Origin of the sequence: Xanthomonas nasturtii (genome assembly GCF_023337365.3) — a bacterium.
GTDB classification, from domain to species: Bacteria; Pseudomonadota; Gammaproteobacteria; order Xanthomonadales; family Xanthomonadaceae; genus Xanthomonas; species Xanthomonas nasturtii.
This window is the reverse complement of the sequence record NZ_CP142084.2, coordinates 1,419,727-1,434,348: the sequence shown is the minus strand read 5'-3', so window position 1 is coordinate 1,434,348 and position 14,622 is coordinate 1,419,727. Positions and strand designations below refer to the sequence as shown.

The 14,622-nt window shown below is 63.1% G+C and carries 13 protein-coding genes and 1 tRNA gene; 1 reads left to right on the top strand and 13 read right to left on the bottom strand.

Annotated elements, in window-relative coordinates:
- Nucleotides 1-70 precede the first annotated feature (70 nt).
- From cyoD to murJ, 10 genes are all read right to left on the bottom strand, one after another.
- Nucleotides 71-406, bottom strand: coding sequence for a cytochrome o ubiquinol oxidase subunit IV (gene cyoD, locus M3O59_RS06255; protein ID WP_064632257.1), 336 nt, complete (start codon nucleotides 404-406; stop codon nucleotides 71-73).
- The gene (gene cyoC, locus M3O59_RS06250; RefSeq protein ID WP_181920389.1) at nucleotides 406-1,035 is read right to left on the bottom strand and encodes a cytochrome o ubiquinol oxidase subunit III; all 630 of its coding nucleotides are present in this window, start codon (nucleotides 1,033-1,035) and stop codon (nucleotides 406-408) included. Before cyoC ends, cyoD begins: the two co-directional genes overlap by 1 nt.
- Nucleotides 1,032-3,032, bottom strand: coding sequence for a cytochrome o ubiquinol oxidase subunit I (cyoB, locus tag M3O59_RS06245; protein ID WP_064632259.1), 2,001 nt, complete (start codon nucleotides 3,030-3,032; stop codon nucleotides 1,032-1,034). The genes cyoC and cyoB overlap by 4 nt, the downstream gene beginning before the upstream one ends.
- On the bottom strand, nucleotides 3,022-3,966 hold the full coding sequence (gene cyoA, locus M3O59_RS06240) for a ubiquinol oxidase subunit II (RefSeq protein WP_064632261.1): 945 nt from the start codon (nucleotides 3,964-3,966) through the stop codon (nucleotides 3,022-3,024). The genes cyoB and cyoA overlap by 11 nt, the downstream gene beginning before the upstream one ends.
- A gap of 349 nt (nucleotides 3,967-4,315) precedes the next feature.
- Nucleotides 4,316-4,391, bottom strand: a tRNA-Thr gene (locus M3O59_RS06235).
- A gap of 135 nt (nucleotides 4,392-4,526) precedes the next feature.
- Entirely contained in the window at nucleotides 4,527-5,477 is a 951-nt protein-coding gene (ispH, locus tag M3O59_RS06230) for a 4-hydroxy-3-methylbut-2-enyl diphosphate reductase (protein ID WP_064632263.1), read from the bottom strand.
- Between the two features lie 67 nt (nucleotides 5,478-5,544).
- On the bottom strand, nucleotides 5,545-6,063 hold the full coding sequence (gene lspA / locus M3O59_RS06225) for a signal peptidase II (RefSeq protein ID WP_116904690.1): 519 nt from the start codon (nucleotides 6,061-6,063) through the stop codon (nucleotides 5,545-5,547).
- 344 nt (nucleotides 6,064-6,407) lie between these two features.
- Nucleotides 6,408-9,239, bottom strand: coding sequence for an isoleucine--tRNA ligase (ileS, locus tag M3O59_RS06220; RefSeq protein WP_116904689.1), 2,832 nt, complete (start codon nucleotides 9,237-9,239; stop codon nucleotides 6,408-6,410).
- A 6-nt stretch (nucleotides 9,240-9,245) separates the two neighbouring features.
- Nucleotides 9,246-10,334, bottom strand: coding sequence for a bifunctional riboflavin kinase/FAD synthetase (locus M3O59_RS06215; RefSeq protein ID WP_116904688.1), 1,089 nt, complete (start codon nucleotides 10,332-10,334; stop codon nucleotides 9,246-9,248).
- 197 nt (nucleotides 10,335-10,531) lie between these two features.
- Entirely contained in the window at nucleotides 10,532-12,124 is a 1,593-nt protein-coding gene (gene murJ / locus M3O59_RS06210; protein WP_064632400.1) for a murein biosynthesis integral membrane protein MurJ, read from the bottom strand.
- A 116-nt stretch (nucleotides 12,125-12,240) separates the two neighbouring features.
- Between murJ and rpsT the strand changes: the two genes are divergently transcribed.
- Nucleotides 12,241-12,510: a 30S ribosomal protein S20 gene (gene rpsT, locus M3O59_RS06205; RefSeq protein WP_003484323.1), complete on the top strand. Its 270-nt coding sequence runs from the start codon at nucleotides 12,241-12,243 to the stop codon at nucleotides 12,508-12,510.
- 91 nt (nucleotides 12,511-12,601) lie between these two features.
- Here the strand turns inward: rpsT and obgE are convergent, their stop codons facing one another.
- The 3 genes from obgE to rplU all read right to left on the bottom strand — a co-directional run bounded on the left by obgE (nucleotide 12,602) and on the right by rplU (nucleotide 14,494).
- The gene (gene obgE / locus M3O59_RS06200; protein ID WP_116904687.1) at nucleotides 12,602-13,654 is read right to left on the bottom strand and encodes a GTPase ObgE; all 1,053 of its coding nucleotides are present in this window, start codon (nucleotides 13,652-13,654) and stop codon (nucleotides 12,602-12,604) included.
- 246 nt (nucleotides 13,655-13,900) lie between these two features.
- A complete protein-coding gene (gene rpmA, locus M3O59_RS06195; protein ID WP_002807880.1) occupies nucleotides 13,901-14,161 on the bottom strand; it encodes a 50S ribosomal protein L27 in 261 nt (86 codons plus the stop codon).
- Between the two features lie 12 nt (nucleotides 14,162-14,173).
- Complete coding sequence (gene rplU / locus M3O59_RS06190) at nucleotides 14,174-14,494, bottom strand: 50S ribosomal protein L21 (RefSeq protein WP_064632274.1); 321 nt, start codon at nucleotides 14,492-14,494, stop codon at nucleotides 14,174-14,176.
- Nucleotides 14,495-14,622 lie beyond the last annotated feature (128 nt).

The following is a 14,622-nucleotide window of genomic DNA, read 5'->3' as shown; positions in this document are numbered from 1 at the left end:
GCTTAAAAAAAAGCCACCAATCACTTGGCGGCTTCTTCTTCAACGGTGCGTCGATCCGGCGGGTGCCGTCTCAATGCATCATGTTGACGTTCATGTTGTGAAGCACCCACAGCGAACCGACGATCACGATACCGATGATCAGCAACGAGAACAGGCCCACCTGCACGTTGGAACGCTGCTCGGGCGTGCGATCCATATGCAGGAAGTACACCATATGCACCAGCATCTGCACGGCGGCCATGACCGAAATCACGACGATGGTGACGCCCCTGGAGAACGCCCCGCTCATCACCATCGCAAACGGGATGACGGTGAGGATGACGGCCATGACAAAACCGATCAGGTAGGACTTCAGACCGCCGGCATGTGCATCGGCCGCGGTCTCGGTGTGGTGGTGATTGGCCATTACAGCGCTCCCAGCAGGTAGACGACGGTAAACACACCGATCCAGATGATGTCCAGGAAGTGCCAGAACAGGCTCAGGCACGCCAGACGCGTGCTGTTGCGCGCGGTCAGGCCGTTCTTGGAGATCTGGATCACCAGCACCGCCATCCACAACAGGCCCGACGCCACGTGCAAGCCGTGGGTCCCGACCAGGGTGAAGAAAGCGGACAGGAACGCGCTGCGCCCCGGACCCGCACCCTCATGGATCAGGTGATTGAATTCCCACACTTCCATGCACAGAAAGCCGATACCCAGCAGCGCGGTCACGCCCAACCAGCCATACAGCCCGGCCATGCTGCGCTTGTGCGCTGAAATCATCGCAAGGCCAAAACTCAAGCTACTGAACAACAGCACGAAGGTTTCCACCAACACGAACTTCAGATCGAACAGCTCTTTGGCGGTCGGCCCATCCACCGTGGCGCCCGAGAGCACCGCATAGGTCGCGAACAGACCAGCAAACAGCAGGCAGTCGCTCATCAGATAGACCCAGAACCCGAAGACGGTGTTGCCACCGCCGTCGTGATGCTCGTGGTCGTCGTGCCCGCCCGCATGGGCGGCGTGGTCAAGCGTGGTCGAGGAAGACATGGTCATACCACCTTCGCGGCCTGCGCCGCTTGTTGCTGTTCGAGCAAGGCGAAGCGCGCATTTTCGATGCGTTCCACTTCGTCGGCCGGCACCCAGTAATCGATGTCGTCGTCGAAGGTACGTACGATGAAGCTACCGATCATGCCGACCAGGCCGATGATGGCCAGCCACCAGATGTGCCAGATCAGACCGAAGCCCATCAACACGCTGAAGGCACCGATATACACGCCTGCACCCGTGTTGCGCGGCATGTGGATGGCCTCGTACTTGGACGGACGCACCCAACCCTTACCGTTCTGCTTGTCGGCCCAGAACTGGTCGCGGTCTTCGATGTGCGGCAGCACGGCGAAATTGTAGAAAGGCGGCGGCGAAGAGGTCGCCCACTCCAGCGTGCGGCCGTCCCACGGATCGCCCGTGTAGTCCATATGCTCCTTACGTTTCCAGACGCTGTAGGCGATCTGCAACAGGTTCAAGAAGATACCCATGCCGATGATTGCAGCGCCCACTGCAGCCACGTACAGCCACGGCGCCCACTCGGGGTGGTTATAGGTGCTCATGCGGCGTGTCATGCCCATGAAGCCGAGCACATACAGCGGCATGAAGGCCACGAAGAAACCGATGATCCAGCACCAGAACGAGGCCTTGCCGATCTTCTCGTTGAGCTTGAAGCCGAACGCCTTGGGGAACCAGTAGGTCAGACCCGCCAGGTAACCGAACACCACGCCGCCGATGATCACGTTATGGAAATGTGCGATCAGGAACAGGCTGTTGTGCAGCACGAAGTCCACGGCCGGAATCGCCAGCATCACGCCGGTCATGCCGCCGATGGTGAAGGTGATGATGAAGCCGATCGTCCACAGCACCGGCGAGGTCATGTGCACGCGACCGCGGAACATGGTGAACAGCCAGTTGAAGATCTTCACGCCGGTCGGGATCGAGATGATCATCGTCGTGATGCCGAAGAAGGCATTGACGTTGGCGCCCGAGCCCATGGTGAAGAAGTGGTGCAACCACACCACGAACGACAACACACCGATGCACGAGGTGGCGTACACCATCGAGGTGTAACCAAACAAACGCTTGCGGCTGTAGGTGGCGATCAGCTCCGAGAAGATGCCGAACGCCGGCAGGATCAGGATGTAGACCTCCGGGTGACCCCAGATCCAGATCAGGTTGACGTACATCATGGCGTTGCCGCCACCGTCGTTGGTAAAGAAGTGCGTGCCCAGGTAACGGTCGGCACCCAGCAGCGCCAGTGCCACGGTCAGGATCGGGAATGCAGCGATGATCAGGATGTTGGTGATCAACGCCGTCCAGGTGAAGATCGGCATGCGCATCAGGGTCATACCCGGTGCGCGCATCCGCATGATCGTCACGAAGAAATTGACGCCGGTCAGCAACGTGCCCAAGCCGGAGATCTGCAACGCCCAGATGTAGTAGTCGACACCGACCCCTGGACTGTATTCCAGCCCCGACAGCGGCGGATACGCCAGCCAGCCGGTCTGCGCGAACTCACCAACGCCCAGCGAAATGTTGATCAGCGCCGCACCGGCCACGAACAGCCAGAAGCTCAGCGAGTTGAGGAACGGGAACGCCACATCGCGCGCACCGATCTGTAGCGGCACGACCAGGTTCAACAACCCGGTCATCAACGGCATGGCCATGAAGAAGATCATGATCACGCCGTGCGCAGTAAAGATCTGGTCGTAATGGTGCGGCGGCAGCACGCCTTCGCCGCCGTTACCCGCCAGCGCCTGCTGGGTGCGCATCATCGCCGCATCGGCAAAACCGCGTAGCAGCATGACGAGCGCCACGATGATGTACATCACACCGATGCGCTTGTGATCCACGGAGGTGAACCACTCCGTCCAAAGGTAGCCCCACAGCTTGTACTTGGTGATGGCACCCGCGATGAGCAGGCCGAGCAGGCCCGCGCCACCGAGAGCAATCATGATGATCGGCTCATGGTACGGAACCGCCTCGATCGTCAGCTTACCTAACATCAGTTGTCTCCGAAGTACACATAGCAAACGGCTCTACGACCGTTGCCTTACCGCCGGCATGGCTTTCAGAATGATGGCTACCCATCATGTATTTATCGATCAGCGACCGGAACATGCCGTCTGGTACCGCAGAATAATAGGTAACCGGATACTGCTCCTTATCGTTGCGATTGGCGGCCAGCACCTGGTATTCGGCAGCGGTCAGCACTTTCGGCGACGCCTTGACCTTGGCCACCCACGCCTCGAAGCCGGCCTGATCTGTGGCACGCGCCACGAAGCTCATCTTCGAGAAACCATGACCACTGTAATTGCTGGACAGACCGAAATATTCGCCCGGCTCGTCAGCAATCAGGTGCAGCTTGGTCTCCATGCCTGCCATCGAATAGATCATGCTGCCCAGGTGTGGAATGAAGAAGGCATTCATCACCGTGTCGGAGGTGATCTTGAAGTTCAGCGGAGCATGCACAGGGAACACAATTTCGTTGACCGTGGCGATGCCCTGATCCGGGTAGATGAACATCCACTTCCAGTCCAGCGACACCGCCTCGATATTGATCGGCTTGACGTCCGAATCCAGCGGCCGGTAAGGATCCAGCGCGTGCGACGAGCGCCAGGTCAGCACCGCCAGGACCAGGATGATCACGCACGGGATCGACCAGACCACCACTTCGATGGCGGTGGAGTGCGACCAATCCGGCTCGTAGCGCGCCTTCGTATTGGATGCGCGGTATTTCCACGCGAACGCAATCGTCATCACGATCACCGGGATGACCACGATCAGCATCAACACCACAGAGGTGATCAGCAGTTGCTTCTCATCGTGGCCGATCTGGCCTTTCGGATTGAGGATGGCCGAGTTGCAACCTGCCAGCAGCAGGAACGGCAACATCAGACCTGGACGAAGTAAACGCCCGAGGTGGTTCAGCGGAATCATCGGTCGATCCAAGTGCGAAGGAACGCCAGCCGCGCTTCGCCTCCCGCTAAGGAGATATCCGACGGCGACCTTCCTCTAGAAGGCTGGCCCGCGCAGATCGAAGTCACGGAGTGACGCCTCAATTTTAATCTTTGCTGCACCTGCGCGAAACCCATCGGCGCTGGTCCGCCGCAATAAATTTGCGCAATACCGTGCGACATGTTGTCGCAGTGCAGCGCAACCGAAAAAAGATCATAACCACCGCCGCTGCAGCCCGCATCCTGCAGCCGCACCGGATTGCATGCGAAAACTGGTTGAAATACGCCAAACGCAACTGGGCCGACCGAGGGCCGACCCAGCGCTGAAGCAATGGTGCCGGAAATAGGAATCGAACCTACGACCTACGCATTACGAATGCGCCGCTCTACCAACTGAGCTATTCCGGCTAGCCCTCCATTGTAGGAGCGGAGCCGGGGGCTGGTCAATCGCCGAGGCGGCCGTGCACTGCGTGGCTGGCGTCGGTTGCGGTGGATCCATACGCTGCCCACCCTGCCCGACCATTGTTGGCCGCCGTCGCACGATCAGCTGACCAGACGCAGCCGCAATTCCTTGGGCAGCGCGAACACCATCGATTCCGGTTCGCCCTCCAGCTCGGACACAGTGCCTGCGCCCAACTCGCGCAAGCGCGCCAGCACACCATCGACCAGCACCTGCGGCGCAGAAGCGCCGGCGGTCAGGCCGATCTGCTGCTTGCCCACAATCCAGGCCGGGTCGATCTCGCTGGCGTTGTCGATCAGGTAGGACTCCACCCCGTCGCGGCGGGCAAGCTCACTCAATCGGTTGGAATTGGAGCTATTGGGCGAACCGACCACCAGTACCAGATCACACTGGCGTGCCAGGTCGCGCACCGCGTCCTGGCGGTTCTGGGTGGCGTAGCAGATATCGTCGTGGCGCGGCCCCTGCATCGCCGGGTAGCGCGCGCGCAGGGCTTCGATAATCCCCATGGTGTCGTCGACCGACAGCGTGGTCTGGGTGGTGTAGGCCAGGTTGTCCGGCTGATTGATCTGCAGCGTGGCAACCTGCTCGATATCCTCGACCAGGTAGATCGCGCCCGGACCGCGCTCGCGACTCCACTGGCCCATCGTGCCTTCCACTTCCGGGTGCCCGGCATGGCCGATCAGCACTACGTCGCGCCCGGCCCGGCAGTGCCGTGCCACCTCGAAATGCACCTTGGTCACCAGCGGACAGGTGGCGTCGAACACCTTCAAGCCGCGGCGTTCAGCCTCCTGACGCACTGCCTGTGAGACGCCGTGGGCGCTGAAGATCACGGTGGCGTTATCGGGCACTTCGTCGAGCTCTTCGACGAAAATCGCGCCGCGCTGTTTGAGGTCGTCGACCACGAAGCGGTTGTGCACGACTTCGTGGCGCACATAGATCGGCGCGCCCAGCGTCTCGATCGCACGCTTGACGATCTCGATCGCACGGTCGACACCGGCACAAAAACCACGGGGATTGGCGAGCAGGACATCCATGGCGGGCATTCTACGGGAATGGAGAAAGAGGGGTCGGACCGGCGGGCATGCGTCTGCCGGGCTCGCTTCAGCGCGGATTCCCGGTTCCGGACTCGCGATTGCCGGATTTGTCGAACAGCCCGAACACGGCGATCCCGATCGCACCGCCCACAATGGCCGAATCGGCGATGTTGAACGACGGCCAGGTGTGGCTACCGATGTACCACTGGATGAAATCGACCACGTGGCCGTGCATCAGCCGGTCGATCACGTTGCCGATCGCCCCGCCGATCACCAGCGCGTATGGCAGCGCGCTGCGCCAGTGCCCGCGCGCGATGCGCGACAGCCAGAACGCCAGCAGGCCGCTGATGCCCACTGCCAAAGCGGTGAAGAACCACAGCTGCCAGCCACCGGCATCGCTCAAGAAGCTGAATGCCGCGCCGGTGTTGTAGGTGCGGTACCAGTTCCAGAACCCGTCGATCACCGGCACGGCGGTGTATTCGGGCAGGCTGGACAGCACCCAGGCCTTGCTCCACTGGTCGAGCCCGACCACGAGGGCGGACAGCAGCAGCCAGATCAGGGCGGAGGGGGTGGGTCGTTGACTCATGTCGGAAGGTCGCAGGTGGTGGTGGCTTCTCCGACGCCGGAGAAGATGCCTGGATGGCGTGGGCGATGGCACAGATGAGAATTGCAGAGAACGAAGGCGAACACTGGATGACAGGCAGACGAGGATGGCATGCAGGCTTCGGTCAGCTGCCCTGCCCCGCGTTGTCGCATGCGCCACGCTTCAGCAAGCGGGCGCGACGATAGCGATGCGTGCGGCGCTACGCGAACGTGTGTCGCTTCAATCCGCGTGACGCGGCAAGCTACTCCAGCAAAGCGCGTTGCAATGAAGGACCTCGGCAGCGTGTAGCGACATCTTCCGCAACACGCTGCCGACGTTGCCCTGCATCAGAACCAGCGACGTACCTCGCCGGGGCCTTCGATATTGCTGACGCAGCGGCTGCACAGTTCCGGGTGACGCGGGTCGCTGCCCACGCTGGCCTGGTGATGCCAGCAGCGCACGCACTTGGCCTTGGTCGTGGGCTGCGCACTGACGAAGATGTCGTCGGTGCTGGCCGCAGTCACGGTGACATCGCCACTGATGAACAAAAAGCGCAGCTCCTCGGCCAGCGGCTGCCAGCGCGCGGCGGTCTGCGCATCGGCGGCCACGGTGATCTCCGCTTCCAGTGCCGCACCGATCGCACCATTGGCACGCATCGGTTCCAGCACCTTGGCCACCTGCTCGCGCAGGGCCAGCAGCTTGTCGACGTCGGCACTGGTCAGCGCGGCATCGGCGGGCAATGGCGCCAGGCCGTCGTACCAGGTGGCGAACAGCACGTTGCCGACATGCGCGCCCGGCAGATACGCCCACAACTCTTCGGCAGTGAAGGTCAGCACCGGCGCCACCCAGCGCACGAACGCTTCGGCAACGTGATACATCGCGCTCTGCGCCGAACGCCGGCCGCGCGCGTCTTCGGCCATCGTGTACAGACGGTCCTTGGTGACGTCCAGGTACAACGAGCCCAGATCCACGCTGCAGAAATTCAGCAGCGCCTGCACGATCTCGGCGAAGTCGTAACGCGCATAGGCGGCCACGATCTTTTCCTGCAGCTCATGCGCGCGATGCACGATCCAGCGGTCCAGCAGCACCATGTCGTCCAACGCCACCAGATGCTGCAGCGGGTCGAAGCCATGCAGGTTGCCGAGCAGGAAACGCGCAGTGTTGCGCAGGCGGCGATAGGCATCGGCGTTGCGCTTGAGGATCTCCTGCGACAGCGACATCTCGTTGCTGTAGTCGGCCGATGCGATCCACAGGCGCAGGATGTCCGCGCCCAGGGTCTTCATGATGTCCTGCGGCTCGATGCCGTTGCCCAGCGACTTGGACATCTTGCGGCCGTGCTCGTCCACGGTGAAACCATGGGTAAGGCACTGCTTGTACGGCGCCGCCTTATTCATCGCCACGCCGGTCAGCAGCGAGGACTGGAACCAGCCGCGGTGCTGATCGGAGCCTTCCAGATACAGGTCGGCCGGCGTGGGCAGGCCGCGGTCCACCAGCACCGCCTCGTGGGTCACGCCCGAGTCGAACCACACATCCAGGATGTCGGTGATCTTGTCGTAATCGGCCGCTTCGTCGCCCAGCAGGTCGGCCGCTTCCAGCGTGTACCAGACGTCCACGCCGCCCTGCTCCACCCGGTCGGCCACCTGGCGCAGCAGCTCGGTGCTGCGCGGATGCGGCTCGCCGGTTTCGCGATGCACGAACAGGGCGATCGGCACGCCCCAGGTGCGCTGCCGCGAGATGGTCCAGTCCGGGCGGCCTTCGACCATGCCGGCGATACGTGCCTGGCCCCAGGCCGGATACCAGGTCACCTGTTCGATCGCCTTGAGCGCATCGGCGCGCAGATGCGCCTGCTCCATCGAAAAGAACCACTGCGGCGTGGCGCGGAAGGCGATCGGCGTTTTGTGGCGCCAGCAGTGCGGATAGCTGTGCTCCATCTTGCTGGCGGCCAGCAACACACCGGTGTCGCGCAGCGCGTCGATGATGACGTCGTTGGCCTTCCAGATATGCAGCCCGGCCAGCACGGTGTCGCCCAGCGGCGGGGTCGATGGCAGATAAACGCCGCGCCCGTCCACCGGGTTGATCTGCGCAGCGCCGTAGCGCTCCAGCAGCCCGTAGTGCTTGGAGACCTGGTAATCCTCCTGACCATGCCCTGGCGCGGTGTGCACCGCACCGGTACCGTCCTCGGCCGACACATGGTCGCCCAGCAGCAGCGGGATCTCACGTTCGGCATAGAACGGGTGGTTCAACAGCAGTTGCTCCAGCGCTGCGCCCTTGGCATGGCCATGCACCACCACCTCGTCCACGCCGTAGCGCGACAGTGCCTTGGCCGCCAATGCTTCGGCGATCACCAACCAACGCGGTTGGCCGCGCTCGGCCGGGCCTTCGACCAGCACGTAATCCAGTTCCGCACCCAGGCTGACCGCCAGCGAGGCCGGCAGCGTCCATGGCGTGGTGGTCCAGATCGGCACTGCTACGCCCACGCCCGCCGGTAGCGCCGCACCGAATGCGGCAGCGACAGCGCCCGGATCGCGCGCCGGATAGGCGATGTCCACCGTCGGCGACACCTTGTCGGCGTACTCGATCTCGGCTTCGGCCAGCGCCGAACCGCAGTCGAAGCACCAGTGCACCGGCTTGACGCCGCGGGTCAGATGGCCGTTGTCGACGATCTTGGCCAGCGCGCGCAGCTCGTTGGCTTCGAAGCGGAAATCCAGCGTCTTGTACGGGTTGTCCCAATCGCCGACCACGCCCAGGCGCTTGAAATCGCGGCGCTGCAGATCGATCTGCTCGGCCGCGTATTCGCGGCATTTCTGGCGGAACTGCGCTGCGTCGAGCTTGACGCCAACCTTGCCGTATTTCTTCTCGATCGCAATTTCGATCGGCAAGCCATGGCAATCCCAGCCGGGGATGTAAGGCGCATCGAAGCCAGCCAGATACTTCGACTTGACGATGATGTCCTTGAGGATCTTGTTGACCGCATGGCCGAGATGGATCTGGCCGTTGGCGTACGGCGGGCCGTCGTGCAGCACGAACAGCGGGCGCCCGGCCGCGTTTGCGCGCAGCTGCGCATACAGGCCCTCGCGCTCCCAGCGGTCCAGCATCGCCGGCTCGCGCTTGGGCAGGTCGCCGCGCATCGGAAATTCCGTCGCAGGCAGATGGAGAGTGGCTTTGTAGTCTTGGGTCACAGGAATCTACCGTTGCGCTGCGTGAGGTGATGTGCGGGGATCTTGCAAAGGCGTCGCATCCAGGGCATCTGCATCTGCAGCGCGTTGCGAAGAACTGCCATGTCGACCATCCAGGAAAGAACCGACGGAGCGGGCAAGGTCCCGGTCGGCGGCAAGCAATCGCGAAGGGCTAGCAGCGAGCACGGCACGCGCCTTGGCGGCATCGCGGTGCATCTGCACGGTCAGCGCCTCAAGGCCATCGAACTTTTCTTCGTCGCGCAGCTTGGCGACGAATTCCACTTCGATGTGCCGGCCATACAGATCGCCCTGAAAATCGAACAGATGCGCTTCCAGCAGCGGCTCCACACCGGCCACCGTCGGCCGCGTGCCGAAGCTCGAGACAGATGGCCATGGCGTCTCGGCCACACCGTGCACCCAGGCCGCATAGATTCCCGACAACGCCGGCGTGCGCGGAAAGCGCAAGTTGGCCGTGGGATAACCCAAGCTGCGACCGAGCTGCTTGCCGCGCACCACCCGGCCACCGATGGCGTACGGGCGGCCCAGCAAGTCGCCGGCATGGGCGAATTCGCCGGTGCCGAGCAGTTCGCGAATGCGCGTTGCCGAAATCCGCTCGCCGTGCAGATGCACCGGTGCGATTTCGCCGGCCGCAAAGCCATGCTGTTCGCCGAGCGTACGCAGCAGGCCGATGTCACCACCGCGCCGATGACCAAAGCGGAATTCCGGGCCGATCCAGACCTCGCGCGCGCATAGCCGGCCAACCAGTGCCAGCCGCACGAAATCATCCGCGCTCATCTTCGACAGACGACCGTCGAAACGGATCATGCCCACGCTGTCGGCGCCAAAACCGTACAAGCCTTCGATCTTGGCACGCGCCAGGGTCAGGCGCGGCGGCGGCGCAGCGGGCGCAAAAAATTCGCGCGGCAACGGCTCGAAGCTCACTGCCACTGCCGGCACGCCAAGGACGCGCGCACGCGCCACGGCGTGCTGCACCAGCGTCCGATGCCCAAGGTGCAGGCCATCGAAGGCACCGATGCAGACCACGCTTCCGCGCGGGAACAGCGTCCCGCCCTCGACGTCTCTAAACAGCCTGCTCATTCCTCGTTCCAAACAGATGCCGGCCCGGCGGCCGACCCTCGCTGATACATAACCTGCAAGTATAGCCGGGCCGGTCAAGCCGCATGGGTGCGCACTTGGGCGCGGCAGCGCCCGATTGATCGCAGTGCGATTGGTTGCCCGAAATACGCCACAGCCCAGGCGGCCTTGCAGCACACCCACTCACTTCGACAGTCGCCCTAGCCTTCGCGCAGATGCCGCGGCCGCAGCCCCAGTGCCAGCTGCGCGACCAGATAGGTCGCCCCGCCGCTGCCCACCAGCACTGCCAGCCAGCCAATGCGGCTCCACTTGTCCATCTGCGTAAACGACGGCAGCCACCACAGCAGGCTCAGCAGCACTGCCACCATGGCCGCACACGCCAGCAGCAGACGCAACGCATAGCTGCCCCACCCTGGCCGGCGCTGATACACGCCGGATTTGCCCAGCCAGTACCACAGCAATCCCAGGTTGAGATAACTCGACAACGCACTGGCGATGCCCAGCGCCAGGTGCAGGCCCGGCTGCTTGCCCAGCGCCTGCATCACGCCCTGCGCCTTGAGCTCGGGCGGTACCATGACCTGATACACCACTGCCAGCAGCGCGAAGTTGAACACCATGTTGGCGATCAGCGCCGCCACGCCGGCACGCACCGGGGTGCGGGTGTCCTGGCGCGCATAGAAGGCCGGCAGCAGCACCTTGAGCATGGCGTAAGCCGGCAGACCGAAGCTCAGGCCGTACACCGACATCGCGGTCATGCGCGTATCGAAGGCGGTGAACTGGCGGTACTGGAACAAGGTCGCCACCAGCGGCTCGGCCAGCAACAGCAAGCCCAGCATCGCCGGCATCGCGATCAGCAGCGTGGTGCGAAACCCCCAGTCCAACGCGCCGGAGAAGGCAGTGCGGTCGGTCTTGACGTGATGGCGGGCCAGCGCCGGCAGGATCACCGTACCCAGCGCCACCCCGAACACGCCCAGCGGCAGCTCCAGGAACCGGTCGGCCAACGACAGCCACGATTGCGAGCCATCGGCCAGGCGCGCGGCGATCACCGTATCCAGCATCAGGTTGATCTGCGCGATCGACGAGCCGAACAGGGTCGGGATCATCAAGGTCAGCACCTTGCGCACATCCGGGTGATTCCAGCCCCAGCGCGGCAGCGTCAGCAGGTCGATGCCCTTCAACGCCGGCAGCTGGAACAACAGCTGCAACGCGCCGGCGACCAGCACCGCCCAGCCCAGCGCCAGGATCGGCACTTCCAGCCGCGGCGCCAACCACAAGGCGCCGGCGATCATGCACAGGTTGAGGATCACCGGCGTCAGCGCCGGAATGGCGAAGCGCTGGAAGCTGTTGAGCGCGCCGCCGGCCAGCGCCGTCAACGAGACGAACAGCAGGAATGGGAAGGTCAGCCGCAGCAGATCGACCAATAAACCGTATTTTTCCGGATCGGTAGCCGCGCCATCGGAAAACACCGCGGCCAGCTGCGGGGTGAAGATCAATCCCAGCGCGGTGATCACCAGCAACATCCCGCCCAAGGTACCGGACACGCGCGCCATCAACTCGCGCAGATCGGCGTGCGGGCGGGTCTCCTTGACCTCGGTGAACACCGGCACGAACGCGGTGGCGAACGAGCCTTCGGCAAATAACCGGCGCAGGAAATTGGGAATCCGGAACGCCACCCAGAACGCGTCGGTCACCGCATTGGCGCCGAAGGTGGTGGAGATCGCCTGGTCGCGGATCAGGCCCAGCACCCGCGAGATCATGGTCATACTGCTGAATGAGAGCAGGCCTCTCAACATGCCGGGCTTGCTCACGCTGCATCCCTCTTGACAACTGACTTGACGTACATATCTGGGTCCATCATACTTTCGCGCTTGCTTTTTCCACCATACCGATTTTTCAGGAACCCACCACCGTGGCCAATATCAAGTCCGCCAAGAAGCGCGCCAAGCAGACCATTGTGCGCAATGAGCGCAACACCGGTCAGCGTTCGATGCTGCGCACCGCCGTCAAGAAGGTGATCAAGGCCCTTGACGCCAACGATGCTGCAGGCGCCGAAGCCGCTTTCGCCGTTGCTCAGCCCATCCTCGACCGTTTCAGCGCCCGTGGCCTGATTCACAAGAACAAGGCTGCGCGTCACAAGAGCCGCCTGACCGCTCGCATCAAGGCTATCAAGGCCGCGTAAGCGATCAGTTGGTTCATTGCCGGGAGCCTGGCTTCCGGCAATACAGAAAAACCCGGCCTTGGCCGGGTTTTTTGTGTGCCTGCGCCCGCACTCAGACCGCATTGCGCGCATCGAGCTCGTCTTCGCGCTGGCGGTCGAAGAACGCCATGACGTCTTTCATGATCGGGAAGGTGCCGTCGCGCCCGAGGGCGGACACCAGGTACCACGGCGCCGTCCAGCCCAGCTCGGCCACGATGGCTTCAGCGGCCGCACGCGCCTCGTCTTCGAACATCAGGTCGGCCTTGTTGAGCACCAGCCAGCGCGGCTTCTTCAGCAATTCGGGATCATGGCGTTCGAGCTCGCGCTCGAGGGTGCGCACCTGCTCGGCCGGTGATACACCGTCCACGCCACCATCCATCGGCGCCATATCCACCAGATGCAGCAACAGGCGGGTGCGCTGCAGATGGCGCAGGAACTGCGTACCCAGACCGGCGCCGTCGGCCGCACCTTCGATCAGGCCCGGCACATCGGCGATGACGAAGCTGCGGTACGCCTCGACACTGACCACGCCCAGATTCGGGTACAGCGTCGTAAACGGATAATCGGCCACCTTCGGCGTGGCCGACGACACCGCACGGATCAGGGTGCTCTTGCCGGCATTCGGGAAGCCCAGCAGGCCAACGTCGGCCAGCAGCTTCAGTTCCAGCTTGAGCAAGCGCTCCTCGCCCTCTTCACCAGTGGTGGACTGGCGCGGCGCGCGGTTGACCGAGCTTTTGAAATGCATGTTGCCCAGGCCGCCCTTGCCGCCCTTGGCCACCAGCAAGCGATCGCCATGCTGGGTGAGGTCGCCGATGACTTCGTCGGTCTGCACGTTCATCACCACGGTGCCGACCGGCACCACGATGATGCGGTCTTCGCCGCCCTTGCCGTAGGCCTGACGGCCCATGCCGTTCTCGCCGCGCTGCGCCTTGAAGATGCGCTCATGGCGGAAATCGACCAGCGTATTGACGTTCTCGTCGGCCACGATCCAGACGCTGCCGCCACTACCGCCATCGCCACCATCGGGTCCACCCAGCGGAATGAACTTCTCGCGGCGAAAGCCGACACAGCCGTTGCCGCCATTACCGGCGGTGACCAGGATTTCTGCTTCGTCGACTAACTTCATGAGCTTGCAACCGGGAATTGAGAATGGGGAATAGGGAATCGGCACAGCGAGTGGCCGCTTCCTGCCAGCAAGAATGCTTGCCGGCACGGCCGCAGAATCCGGTCGGGGCGCAGAACCGCTTTTGCGATTCCCGATTCCCCATTCCCGACTCCCGGCCTTCAAACAAAAAACCCCGCCGAAGCGGGGCTTTCCGTTTCGTTCACAGCGCATTACTGCGCTGCGAACCGGCCTGCATGGAGCGGGCGATTACGCCTCGGCAACCACGCTGACGGTACGACGCTTCTTCGCACCCTTGACCGAGAACTCCACCTTGCCGTTCACCAGGGCGAACAGGGTGTGGTCACGGCCGAGGCCGACGCCGGCGCCCGGATGGAACTGGGTGCCGCGCTGACGCACGATGATGTTGCCGGCGTCGATGGCCTGGCCACCAAAGATCTTCACGCCGAGGTACTTCGGGTTCGAATCGCGACCGTTGCGCGAGGAACCTACGCCCTTTTTATGTGCCATGACTGGTTCTCCTTACTTCTTGTCGCCACCGGCAATGCCGGTGATCTCGATTTCGGTGTAGTACTGACGGTGTCCCTGACGCTTCATGTGGTGCTTGCGGCGACGGAACTTGATGATGCGCACCTTGTCGGCGCGGCCATGGGCCACGACCTTGGCGGTGACCGAGGCGCCCTTCAGCGCATCGCCCAGCTTGATGCCATCGCTATCGCCCAGCATCAGGACGGTGTCGAAGGTGATCTCGTTGCCAGCTTCGACTTCGAGCTTTTCCACGCGGAGCGTTTCGCCCTGCGCGACGCGGTATTGCTTACCGCCGGTTACCAGAACTGCGTACATGACCAGGTGTTCCTCTGTAGTTATTATGGTCGCATCTGACGTGCCCTGGGGCAGACAGGAGCGGGATTGTACTGGCCTAGCGGGTTTCGGGTCAACCCGCAAGCCGGATGCCGGCCGGTTCCCGACCG

Bases quoted from the DNA above. Each gene is read 5' to 3' on its own strand.
- cyoD (WP_064632257.1), bottom strand. From the start codon at position 406: ATGGCCAATCACCACCACACCGAGACCGCGGCCGATGCACATGCCGGC.
- cyoC (WP_181920389.1), bottom strand. From the start codon at position 1,035: ATGACCATGTCTTCCTCGACCACGCTTGACCACGCCGCCCATGCGGGC.
- cyoB (WP_064632259.1), bottom strand. From the start codon at position 3,032: ATGTTAGGTAAGCTGACGATCGAGGCGGTTCCGTACCATGAGCCGATC.
- cyoA (WP_064632261.1), bottom strand. From the start codon at position 3,966: ATGATTCCGCTGAACCACCTCGGGCGTTTACTTCGTCCAGGTCTGATG.
- ispH (WP_064632263.1), bottom strand. From the start codon at position 5,477: ATGGATGTCCTGCTCGCCAATCCCCGTGGTTTTTGTGCCGGTGTCGAC.
- lspA (WP_116904690.1), bottom strand. From the start codon at position 6,063: ATGAGTCAACGACCCACCCCCTCCGCCCTGATCTGGCTGCTGCTGTCC.
- M3O59_RS06215 (WP_116904688.1), bottom strand. From the start codon at position 10,334: ATGAGCAGGCTGTTTAGAGACGTCGAGGGCGGGACGCTGTTCCCGCGC.
- murJ (WP_064632400.1), bottom strand. From the start codon at position 12,124: ATGTTGAGAGGCCTGCTCTCATTCAGCAGTATGACCATGATCTCGCGG.
- obgE (WP_116904687.1), bottom strand. From the start codon at position 13,654: ATGAAGTTAGTCGACGAAGCAGAAATCCTGGTCACCGCCGGTAATGGC.
- rpmA (WP_002807880.1), bottom strand. From the start codon at position 14,161: ATGGCACATAAAAAGGGCGTAGGTTCCTCGCGCAACGGTCGCGATTCG.
- rplU (WP_064632274.1), bottom strand. From the start codon at position 14,494: ATGTACGCAGTTCTGGTAACCGGCGGTAAGCAATACCGCGTCGCGCAG.